The 11,997-nt window shown below is 33.8% G+C and carries 9 protein-coding genes; 8 read left to right on the top strand and 1 reads right to left on the bottom strand.

Features of this window, described 5'->3' with window-relative positions:
* Positions 1–80 precede the first annotated feature (80 nt).
* Positions 81–599, bottom strand: coding sequence for a nitroreductase family protein (locus L3049_RS04140; RefSeq protein ID WP_275108528.1), 519 nt, complete (start codon positions 597–599; stop codon positions 81–83).
* Between the two features lie 221 nt (positions 600–820).
* Between L3049_RS04140 and L3049_RS04135 the strand changes: the two genes are divergently transcribed.
* From L3049_RS04135 to L3049_RS04100, 8 genes are all read left to right on the top strand, one after another.
* Entirely contained in the window at positions 821–1,852 is a 1,032-nt protein-coding gene (locus tag L3049_RS04135) for a carbohydrate-binding family 9-like protein (RefSeq protein ID WP_275108527.1), read from the top strand.
* 381 nt (positions 1,853–2,233) lie between these two features.
* Positions 2,234–5,416: a TonB-dependent receptor gene (locus tag L3049_RS04130; protein WP_275108526.1), complete on the top strand. Its 3,183-nt coding sequence runs from the start codon at positions 2,234–2,236 to the stop codon at positions 5,414–5,416.
* Between the two features lie 126 nt (positions 5,417–5,542).
* Positions 5,543–7,234, top strand: a complete 1,692-nt coding sequence (gene ggt, locus L3049_RS04125; RefSeq protein ID WP_275108525.1) for a gamma-glutamyltransferase — start codon at positions 5,543–5,545, stop codon at positions 7,232–7,234.
* A gap of 454 nt (positions 7,235–7,688) precedes the next feature.
* A complete protein-coding gene (locus L3049_RS04120; protein WP_275108524.1) occupies positions 7,689–8,234 on the top strand; it encodes an NUDIX hydrolase in 546 nt (181 codons plus the stop codon).
* On the top strand, positions 8,218–8,973 hold the full coding sequence (locus L3049_RS04115) for a hypothetical protein (protein ID WP_275108523.1): 756 nt from the start codon (positions 8,218–8,220) through the stop codon (positions 8,971–8,973). The genes L3049_RS04120 and L3049_RS04115 overlap by 17 nt, the downstream gene beginning before the upstream one ends.
* A gap of 92 nt (positions 8,974–9,065) precedes the next feature.
* Positions 9,066–10,025 carry a glycosyltransferase gene (locus tag L3049_RS04110; RefSeq protein ID WP_275108522.1) on the top strand — a complete coding sequence of 320 codons (960 nt, stop codon included), beginning with the start codon at positions 9,066–9,068 and terminating at the stop codon, positions 10,023–10,025.
* A 30-nt stretch (positions 10,026–10,055) separates the two neighbouring features.
* Entirely contained in the window at positions 10,056–10,961 is a 906-nt protein-coding gene (locus L3049_RS04105; RefSeq protein ID WP_275108521.1) for a glycosyltransferase family protein, read from the top strand.
* Between the two features lie 178 nt (positions 10,962–11,139).
* Entirely contained in the window at positions 11,140–11,979 is an 840-nt protein-coding gene (locus L3049_RS04100) for an adenylyltransferase/cytidyltransferase family protein (protein ID WP_275108520.1), read from the top strand.
* Positions 11,980–11,997 lie beyond the last annotated feature (18 nt).

The raw sequence follows: 11,997 nt of genomic DNA, 5'->3' as shown, positions 1-11,997 counted from the left end.
AGAAATATATGTATTTTTTTTTGAGAACGGAAAATTATTATCGCAAGAAAAGAGGATCCTTAAGATCCTCTCTAGTTTTCCTAATATGAGTTTTTGTGTATTTTTTCCCTTTTTAGATGTGTTTTATCTCTACCGACTTTTACTCCCTCTTTGTAACCTAGCGCTATAATAGCTAGTATTTTAATATTGGAAGGCATATTTAAACATTCTTGAATGTATAATTCTGAAGATTTTTGAATGTCGTGTGGACGTTCTCGAATTTGGATCCAACAAGAGCCTAATCCTTCTTTTTCCGCTTGTATTTGAACGTAGGATGCAGCGATCGAACAGTCCTCAATCCAAACATCACTTTTGTCAATATCTCCGGCAATAACAATAGATACAGGTGTGGATTTTAAAAAGCTAGCTCCGTGAGGTTTACATTCAGAAAGTTTTTCGTTTAGTTCTTTTTGGTCGACAACAATAAATTCGCAAGGGTATTTGCTTTTTGATGAAGGAGCGAGCAGAGCAGCCTGCATAATTCGATCTATTTTTTCTTCTTCAATTACTTGATCTGTAAATTTGCGAATACTTCGCCTTTTATAAAGTAAGTCTAGCATGTATTTGTTTTTTATTTATTTCAAAAATGGAAGATATAAATTAATTTATAATCTTCTTTTGTTTTACTAAACCAGATTAGTATTGATTATTCGGCCTGATGCTTATTTTTACTTGGTGAAAAGCACGATAAATAAAGGCTTTAAGAGGGATTTTATGCTTAGATTTGGATAAGGATTTTAAAAGTAAGTTCTATTGTTAAAATTAAAAAAAATCGAATCAAATGAAGATATTAGTCTGTTTTGCTATTTTATTTAGTAGTGTTATTGAATTATTCGCACAAGATAATCCGAAATCATATGTCTGCTATAAGACAGATGAAATTATTAATGTTGATGGCGAATTAAATGATTCGGAGTGGGGGAAATTCAAGTGGTCTGATTCATTTGTAGATATCGAAGGAGATAAAAAACCTTTGCCAACCTATGAAACCAAGGTGAAGATGGCATGGGATGAAGATTATTTTTACATTGCTGCAAAATTAGAAGAACCACATATTTGGGCGAAGCTTAAGCAGAGAGATACGGTGATTTTTTACGATAATGATTTTGAGGTGTTTATTGATCCACAGGGAGATAATCATCAGTATTATGAGTTCGAGCTTAATGCATTAAATACCATTTGGGATTTGATGCTGGTTAAGCCATACCGTGATGGTGCGCCGGCCATTAATGCTTGGGATATTAAAGGTTTGAAGTCTGCAGTGAAGGTATATGGAAGCTTAAATGATCCATCTGATACTGATCAGTATTGGACCATTGAAATTGCTTTTCCATGGGAGGTGTTAAAAGAATGTGCTTTTGAAGGTAGAGGACCCAAGGATGGGGAGCAATGGCGTGTGAACTTTTCTCGAGTAAATTGGGATGTTGAAATACTAAAAGGAATTTATAAAAAATGTGTTAATCCTGAAACAGGTAAAACTTTACCAGAACACAATTGGGTTTGGTCTCCTCAAGGAGTTGTTGCTATGCATCAACCAGAGACTTGGGGCTATGTTCAGTTTTCAGATGTAAAAGTTGGGGAAAGTATAATGGAGTATCAAAAGGATATAGATTACGACTTGAAAAAAGAACTTATTAGGTTGTATGGTTTACAAAAGCAATTTTTTGAAAAAACGAATGCATACACTTCAGATTTACAATCTAAATACTCCGTTGAAATTGAGTTTACAAAGAAGCAATTTTTGATCTATTCGAATGGGAAATCAGGTAAAACTTGGTATATCGATCAGGAGAGTAAGATTTGGAGCGAATAGATTCTAAAATCTATTTTTATGTTTTAATACTTGATTAATTTGTTTCGTATGATTTTAGGATTTTTGACACTTTTAGGTTGAATAATCCTATTTGAATAGTGATAGGTGCATTTTATTTTAAAATTATCAACATTTTTTTTAATAAACTAAAAGTAAATTTTGATAGGTAGATTATGATCTATTTATCTTCTTGTATATATAGGTATTTTAACAAAAATTAACAAATACTTGTTTTCGTTATTATTGCTTTAATAAACAAAATAGTGGTTGTTTTGTTCTCGTAATACGTTGATTGTTAATAATTGTGAAAAAAAGATGTAGAGGTTTGAATTAGGTTTTCGTACTTTTAATAAACCTAATTATAATCTAATCTTTTTTAAAATGAAGAATGTTAAATTACTATTTCTGATTTTAGCAATGGCAAGTTTTTTGCCCAATGCTTTATCGCAAGGGGTAACGACATCCTCTATGCGAGGAAAAATTGTTGATGGCAATAATGCACCTGTTTTTGCCGCTACAGTTGTTGCAACTCACACTCCAACAGGAACTCAGTATGGAACGATTACTCAGGATGATGGTCGTTTTGATATGAGGAATATGAAAATTGGTGGACCTTATACAGTAACGGTTACATTTATTGGTTACAAAGAAACAAAGCAAGAGAACATTCACTTACAGCTGAATAAATCTTCAGAGGTAAATCTAGTGCTTAATGAGGATAATGTTCAGATTGATGAAATCACAATTGTTTACGATAAAAACGATGTGATGAGTAAAGATAGGACAGGAGCCCAAACTAATGTTGATAGAGAGCGTATTGCTGCATTACCAACTATTTCAAGATCTCAGTCGGATATGACTCGTCTAACTCCAGAGTCGGATGGGAATAGTTTTGGAGGTCGAAACAATCTCTACAATAATTTTTCATTGGATGGATCAATTTTTAATAATTCATTTGGTTTAGATGTTTCCACTCCGGGAGGCCAAGCAGATGCTCAACCAGTATCTTTAGATGCTATTGATCAAATTCAGGTTTCTCTTGCTCCTTTCGATGTTCGCGAAGGTGGTTTTACTGGAGCTGGTGTAAATGCAGTAACCAAATCAGGTACAAATGAATTTAAAGGAGCTACTTATTATTATTTCCGTAATGAAAATATGATAGGCGACAAAGTTGGAGGCTTGAAAGTTGAAAACTTTGATTTTAGCACGAAGCAATATGGTGTTAGTGTTGGAGGTCCAATTATTAAAAATAAACTGTTCTTCTTTGTGAATTATGAGCAAGAAAGAAGAGATCAGTTGGCACACGGTTTTGTTGCTGACGATGGAACGAATACGGGTAACTCAAATACAACGAGTGTTTCAGAAGCTGATGTGAAAGCGGTTCAAAGCCACCTTAGATCTCAATGGGGATATGAACCAGGGGCTTATCAAGGATACAATCACGAAACTTCAAATGATAAATTCTTAATTAAATTGAATGCTAATTTATCCCGCAATCATAATGTAGTTCTTCGATACAATATGTTGGATGCATGGAAGGATATTTTGCCTCATCCTGAGGCTGTTGGAGGTAGAGGTCCAACAAGTTTCCGTTTGCCATTCGAGAATTCTTCCTATCGAATTTTTAACAAAATCAATTCTTTCGTAGGTGAATTACATTCTAGATTTTCATCAAAAATATCTAATAAGTTATTAGTAGGATATACAACTTTTAGAGATAAGCGTGATCCTAAATCAGCACAATTTCCAGTTGTTGATATACTTGATGGGAATGGTAATGTTGCAATTACTGCAGGTTCTGAAATGTTTTCAACAAGTAATGTATTGAATCAGGATGTATTTCAGATTTCTGATAATATGACTTATTACTCAGATCGTCATGCGATAACGCTTGGTTTTAATTATGAGAGATTTAAGTTCGAAAATTCCTTCAACTTATTCTATTATCCTTGGGTTACAGCCTTTGGAACTCAGAATTTTTTAAACAACGATTTTGCCTATTTCGTAGGTAATCCTACTAACGATCTAAATCAGGATGTAATTGATGCGAATAAAAATGCTTATGCATGGTCCGATGTGGATGTTGCGCAAATAGCATTCTATGCTCAGGATGAATTTCAAGTAAATGATGATTTGAAATTGACACTAGGATTGCGTGTTGACCTTCCTAAGTATTATAATAATATTCCACAAGATGAGGCTACAGACCGAGGAAAGAATTTCGACGGTTGGGTAAATGAAAAGGGAAATTCTATACGATTGGATCCTGCAACTTGGCCAGATTCAAAATTGATGTGGTCTCCACGTTTCGGATTTAACTATGATGTGAAAGGGGACAACACAATGCAGCTTCGAGGAGGATCAGGTATCTTTACTGGTCGTATTCCTTTTGTTTGGTTAGGAAATCAATCGACAAATGCTCGTATCGACGCAGGATATGAATTTCAGTTAAATTCAACTGCTGATGACTTTAAATATCCTCAGGTTTGGAAGAATAATTTGGCAATGGATGTGAAATTTGGAGATGGATGGTTAGCTACTGTTGAAGGTATTTATTCGAAAGATGTAAATGCTGTTGTTCATCGAAATTACAATATGCTACCTCCTTCTGGTAATTTGACTGGAACAGGAGATACTCGTTCTCGTTTTGCAGGTTTTAATGAGGTGAATATTTATTCAGCATCGGCAGGATCGGAATCTTTTCTTGATGCAGGAGCAATTGTTTTGGACAATACTAAAAAAGGATACCAATTTACGGCAACTGCGAAATTGGCAAAAAGATGGAATTCTGGTTTAACAACCGATATTGCATATACTTATTTAAGCGCAAAAGATTTAACTTCAATTCCAGCTGAGATTGCTGCTGATGCATTTCAAAGAAATCCTGTTGTAGGAAATCCTAATAGCCCTGCTTATTCATGGTCTCGATATGGCCTAGAGCATAGAGTAATCGCTTCAGCAATGTATAAGGTTAGCTATGGTAAATTTGCTTCTTCATTTGCCATGTTCTACGAAGCAGGAAAAGGGAATCGATACTCGTATACTTATACGGGAGATCTCAATGGAGATGCGATCGCAAATAACGATTTGATTTACATTCCTAAAAATTCAAGTGATATTAATTTTGGTACCGTTAATAATAGCGGTGATGGTGTTGTTGCAGTAAATTCGGCTGAACAATGGGCTGCCTTGGATGCTTTTATTAGTCAGGATGATTACATGAAGGATAGAAGAGGAAAATATGCAGAGCGAAATGGAGCTTTATTGCCTTGGTTTGGACAACTCGATTTCCGTTTTATGCAAGATTATAATTTCCAAGTTGGAGGCAAGAAAAACACCTTGCAATTTTCAATTGATGTTTTGAATTTGGGTAATATGATTAGTTCTAATTGGGGAGTGCGCCAGTTTGCAACAACTACGAATCCAATTTCTGTTAATGGAGTTGATAATTCTGGAACGCCTTGGTTACAATTTGATCCTAATCTAGAGGAATCTTATATTGATGATGTTTCTGTTAATTCGAAATGGCAACTACAGGTTGGATTACGTTATATTTTTAATTAGAAAATTAAGATTCTATTGAGGAATAAATTTAATAGCTGTTGCAATTTGCAACAGCTATTTTTTATGGTCAAAAGCTGTCAAATAATTAAAAGCTATCTATCTTTAGAGCTCTAAATCGTATATGATATGTTTAAATTTCTTTCGACCATAAGCCTTGCATTGCTTTTTGTTTTTTCCTGCAATGTTCCTACAAAATCAAAATCTTATCCAAATGGTGTCGTAGTTACAGCACATTATTTGGCTTCCGATGTTGGTAATCAAATTCTGAAAGATGGCGGAAATGCTTTCGATGCGGCAGTAGCTGTTCAGTTTGCATTAGCGGTTGCTTATCCAAGAGCAGGAAATATTGCCGGTGGAGGATTTGCGGTAATTCGAACATCAAATGGTGAATACAATTCGTTAGATTTTCGAGAGACAGCTCCACAGGCAGCTTTTGAGCAAATGTATTTGGATGAAAATGGTGATGTAAATTCTGATTTAAGTCAAAAAGGACATTTGGCAGTAGGGGTCCCTGGATCAGTAGATGGCATGGTAAAACTTCATCAGAAATATGGAAAAATGAAGTGGGAGGCATTGCTCGAACCTTCAATAAAGCTAGCTAAAGATGGAGTTGTATTGAGTGAGTTGGAAGCAAATAAATTAAATGATTATCAAGATCAGATCAAAAGTCAGAATAAAGGAAAAGAATCAGTTCCATATCTAAGAAAAACTCTTTTTGAAGAAGGAGATACGCTTAGGAATATTGCATTAGCGCGAACATTAATACGAATAAAAACAAATGGGCGTAATGGTTTTTATACTGGCGAAACTTCCGATTTGATTGTAGCTGAGATGCAAAAAAATGGTGGGATAATAACAGCTAAGGATTTGGAGAAATACCATTCTGTATGGAGAAAGCCAATATTGGGAAATTACCGAGGCCATAAGCTTATATCTATGCCACCACCATCAAGTGGAGGCGTGGCTTTAATTCAGTTGCTAAAAGGAGCAGAACAATGCCAATTAGACCAATATGATTTTGGATCTTTTGAGCACATACATTCTGTGGTTGAATTGGAACGTAGAGTATATGCTGATCGGGCAACTTGGTTAGGGGATCCTGATTGTTGCCAAGTTCCAACAGCAGATTTGATTAATAATGAATACTTGAAAAATCGTTTTTCGAATATAAGCATGACGGCTAAAACAAATTCGCAGGATGTTAAAGCAGGTTGTGTAGAATTGATTGAAAGTTTTGAAACAACACATTTTTCTATTGTTGATTCGGAAGGCAATGCCATATCGGTAACTACAACCTTAAATGGTAATTACGGAAGTAAGGTGATTGTGGTTGGTGGTGGTTTCTTCTTAAACAATGAAATGGATGATTTTAGTAGCAAACCAGGAATTCCAAATCAATTTGGACTAGTTGGCGGTGCGGCGAATGCTATAATGCCTGGTAAAAGAATGTTGAGTAGTATGACACCAACTATTGTGGAAAAGGATGGTCGATTGTTCATGGTACTTGGTTCTCCAGGAGGATCCACAATAATTACCTCGGTGTTTCAGAATATTGTAAATGCAATTGATTTTAAAATGTTACCGCAAGATGTTGTTGATGCTCCACGTTTCCACTCTCAATGGTTGCCCGATGAGGTTTATGTTGAGAACGAATTGTTGTCGGAAGAGGTGCTTGCAAGATTAGAATTTCTTGGACATAAAATAAAAAAACAACCTAGAATTGGAATGATGGCAAATGTTTTTGTGACTGACTCAGGCGAGTATATTGGTATTGCTGACTCAAAAAGACATAAGGATAGCAGTGTAAGTGGCTATTAGTAAAAAAGGCAAATTTCAAATGAAATTTGCCTTTTTAAATTTATGGTAGTTGGGTTAGGTTTTCGATATATCGTTTCGACTAGCAAATTAAATAATGGGAGGCCATGATATTTTTTAGCTCTCCATATAATAGCGACTTATTGAAACTCAAAAAAAGATAACCCCAATATTAAATGTCTGGATAAAACGAGGTCGGCTTGTCCCATTAGTTATTTGCTTCGATTTAAAAGTAGTAACTTTTCTCAGAAAACCATGGCTAAGAGCAGTTGTGTAGGGTAATTTTTAGTCAGTCTAAATTGATTAGAATCGCATAAATAAAGCGTTTTCTATTAAATTGAAAGTGATTTTCTGATTTGGGTAAACAATTGTTAATTGTTTTATGTAATCTTCTTTTCAATTCGAATAAATATTACTTTTGAGATGCAATTGCAAAATCCATACTTAATATTGATTTATGAGTCCTACAAATCCTCAAAAAGTAATAAAATACTGTCCAAAATGTGGCAGCCTTGAATTTAACTTTAAACTCGACAATTCTTTTTTATGTGCTAGTTGTGATTTTCATTTGTATGTAAATGCATCGGCTGCAGTTGCAGCACTAATAGTTAATGATAAGGGTGAAATATTACTTACCAGAAGAGCATGTAGTCCAGATATAGGCATGCTTGATTTGCCAGGAGGCTTTGTTGATGTGATGGAGACCGCAGAAGAAGCAATGCGCAGGGAGATTAAAGAAGAATTGAATTTGAATGTGGATAAAATGGAATATTTTATGTCTTACCCTAATGAATATATTTTTGGAGGACTTTCTGTATTTACAATTGATTTAGCCTACATTTGCAAAATTAATTCGTTTAATGGAATAGATGCTAAAGATGATATTTCGGCTTATGAGTTTTATCAATTCGATAAAATTCCATTTGATGAAATAGGTTCTGTTTCGATGAAGGAAATGGTAATGGCATTTGTAAATAAAAATTTGAATGAGAATACATATTAATCCCAAATACAATAAACTAAAACGGTTTTTAAAAGATTTACCTGTAAACTTTGAAAATACAGGAGAATCCATATATAAAGGGCGAAATGAAATTAAAGTTTTTGAAGTTGAGGGGATATTGTTGAATGTGAAATCTTTTAAAATTCCACATTTAATTAATAAAATCGCTTACGCTTGGTTGCGTGGTTCAAAGGCAAAACATTCTTTTCAATATGGTATGGAGATTATAAAGAGAGGAGCCAATACACCAGAACCAATAGCTGTTGTTGAAAAATTAAAGAATGGTTTATTTCATGATAGTTATTATATTTCACTTCATCACAAATATGAATTCACAATCCGTGATTTAATAGGCTTTGAGTTTCCTGATAAAGAAAATATTCTTCAACAATTTGCTGTCTTTACTTATGAAAAGCTTCATAAAAATGGAATTCACCATTTAGATTATTCGAGAGGTAACATTCTTATTACTAAATTAGCTAATGATAAGTATGATTTCTCAATTGTAGATATCAATAGATTAAAATTTGAAAAAATGGATTATTTGAAAGGCTTAAAAAACTTTTCTCAAATATGGGCTAGCAAAGAGGAACTTGAGATCGTGGCTAAAGAATACGCTCGTATAAATAATAAAAATGAGGCTGAGGCTGCTAAATTATTGATCCAATTTGATAAAGAGCATAAGGCTGAAATAAATAGAAAGAATAATTTGAAAAAAAGGCTGAAAGGTAATTGCTAGTTTATTTTGAACATTAAAATAATTGAGCATTGTCAGTAGATTGTCTTTTGTTAGATTCATAACAGTTAATCCAAAAAAAAAGAGAAAGAAATATGAAAATTCTTTTGGTTTGCGACCTGAAAATCCCCGCACTTCTATATGGAGGCACAGAAAGAATAGTATGGTGGTTAGGCGAAGAATTAACCAAACGAGGCCATGAGGTTAGTTTTTTGTCGGGACAAGGTTCTTCTTGCGAATTTGCTAAAGTTTATATTTATAACCCAAATGTTAAACTTAATGATCAAATACCTGCAGATATTGATTTAGTACATGTTAATTTTCCAATTAAGGAAGCATTAAAAACTCCATACATCGTAACTTTGCATGGAAACAGTGCTCCCGAAACTGTATATGACAAAAACACCGTTTTTATTTCTAAAAATCATGCAGAAAGACATGGTAGTGATGTATTTGTTTACAATGGTATTGATTTTAATGAATATGGCCCTGTTGACTGGAGTTTGAAAAGAGAGCATTTTTTATTTTTAGGCAAAGCCAGTAGAAGTAAGAAAAATTTAAAAGGTTGTGTGAAAATTTCGAAGGAGCTTAACGAAAAGTTAGCGGTAATTGGAGGTCGAGGTATTCCTTTTAATCGAACTGTAAAATACAAAGGTTTCCTCGGAGGAGAAAAGAAAAGCAAGGTAATTAATCAATCCAAAGCTTTACTTTTTCCAGTAGTTTGGCATGAGCCATTTGGTTTGGCTATTGTTGAGAGCTTATATTTTGGAGCACCTGTTTTTGGAAGTACTTATGGTTCATTACCAGAATTGATTCCATCAGATGTTGGTTTTGTTTCTAACTCGTATTCTGAATTGATTGATGCTGCTAGTAATTTTGGAGCTTATAATCGAAAATATTGTCATGAATACGTGTGTGATCGATTTAGTGTGAAACAAATGGCAGATGGTTACTTAGAGCTTTATGAAAAGGTATTGAATGGGAATAGTTTGCATAAAGATGCTCCTATTCATAAGCTAAAAGTTGGCAAACGACATTATCCAATGTTTGATTAATTGAGAAAGTTTAACAAAATAAGACAAAGAATGAAAGTTTGTGGATTTACAATAGTAAAAAATGCGGTTCTCTATGATTACCCTGTATTAGAAGCGATCAAATCAGCTTTACCGCTTGTTGATAAATTTATTGTTGCACTTGGAGATGGGGAAGATGATACAGAGAATTTTATTCGTACAATAGATTCAGATAAAATTGAGTTTGTTTATTCTGTTTGGTCTAAAAACAATAAGAATGGACATTTTTTAGGTGTTGAAACGAATAAGGCCATAGATAAAATTAGTGAAGAATATACTTGGTGTATTTATTTGCAATCTGACGAGGTTCTGCATGAGAAAGACTATCCCGAGATTAGAGAAGCAATGGAAAAGCATAAGGATAATCTTGATGTTGATGGATTTTTATTCAATTGGAAGCATTTTTGGGGAAGCTACGATTACTTGGGGTTTGGACGAAAGTGGTATCGAAGAGAGATGAGAATCATCCGAAATAATAAAAAGATAAGATCATGGCATGATGCTCAGGGGTTTAGGAAAGTTGATGGAGAGAAGCCTACAGGAGTTAAATTGGATGCTCATGTATATCATTACGGTTGGGTTCGTTCACCATTACTAATGAAGAAAAAGGTAAATAGTAGTCTTTGGAATAAACGATTTTGGAACAAAGGATCAGTAGAAACTGGTTTTGATTTTAGCAAAGATTATGACTGTGTTTTGGATTATAATGGAACACATCCTGAAGTAATGCAAGAGCGTATGAAGGAAATTAACTGGGAGGTTAAGATTGATCCTAAGAAGAGAAATTTTGATTTTAAGGATAGTATTCTAATGTGGTTCGAAAGATTAACAGGTCATAGGTTAGCCGAAAATCAACATTTTCATGTATATGGAAAAGGAAAGAGATTAACAAATATCTGGGATGAATCCATTTTTTAGGATTTTAAGGAGTGAGATCGTTCCTGTAATTTGATAAAATAGTAAAAGGCTTTCTTTGTATTCAAACACAAGAAAGCCTTTTATTATTCTTGTATCTTATGCGATATTGGTTAGTTTTGTGATATTATTGAAGGTAAGGAAATTAAAAAAAACGAAATAAATCAAAGGAGAGATTGATATGCTAAGAGATACCTTAACTAAATTTGCTTACCCAAGTTCATTGGTGAAAGAATACAAGCATTGGTTGGTGTTGTTGAGAAAAGAACAAATCACATTGGGTTCTTTGATATTAATTTGTAAAGAGGAGAAAACTAACTTCCATTCAATTTCACAAGATGCAATGATGGAGTTAAGTATTGTTACCAAAGATATTGAACTAGGTCTTTCAAGAGCATTTAAATGCGATAAGATTAACTATTTAATGTTAATGATGGTTGATCCAGAAGTTCATTTTCATGTAATTCCTCGTTATGAGATACCAGTTACAATAAATAATCAGGAGTTTATTGATGCATTTTGGCCAGGGCCAGCGAATTTAGCTGTAAATAATAATCCAGTTAATTCAGAAATGTTTCGTTTTCTTCAAGAAAAAGTACAGATTGAATTAGGAGAGTCATCACCTGAAAAGAAATACAAAAGAATTTATACTTCTGGTTGTTTTGACTTGTTTCATTACGGACACTTAAACATCTTAGAGAATTCTAAAAAATTGTGTGAACATCTTATTGTTGGGGTGTCTACAGATGAATTGATTTTAGAATCGAAAGGCAAAAAGCCAGTTATACCGTTCGAGGAACGTGCAAAAATTATATCGTCAATAAAGTTTGTAGATGAAGTGATTCCACAAAAGGATAAAAACAAACAAAAAGTTGTAGATGAATATCAGATTGATGCCATTTCAGTAGGAGATGATTGGAGAGGAAAATATCCGCCTGTGAGCTGCGAAATGGTCTATTTTCCTTACACACCAAGTGTAAGTTCTACGATTCTAAAAGATACTTTAAAATTGATAAAATAAAATAAAGGCTGTTTCATT

Origin of the sequence: Labilibaculum sp. DW002 (assembly GCF_029029525.1) — a bacterium.
In the GTDB taxonomy this organism is placed as follows: domain Bacteria; phylum Bacteroidota; class Bacteroidia; order Bacteroidales; family Marinifilaceae; genus Paralabilibaculum; species Paralabilibaculum antarcticum.
Note: the sequence above shows the minus strand (reverse complement) of the source record. Positions and strands in the feature narration are given on the sequence as shown.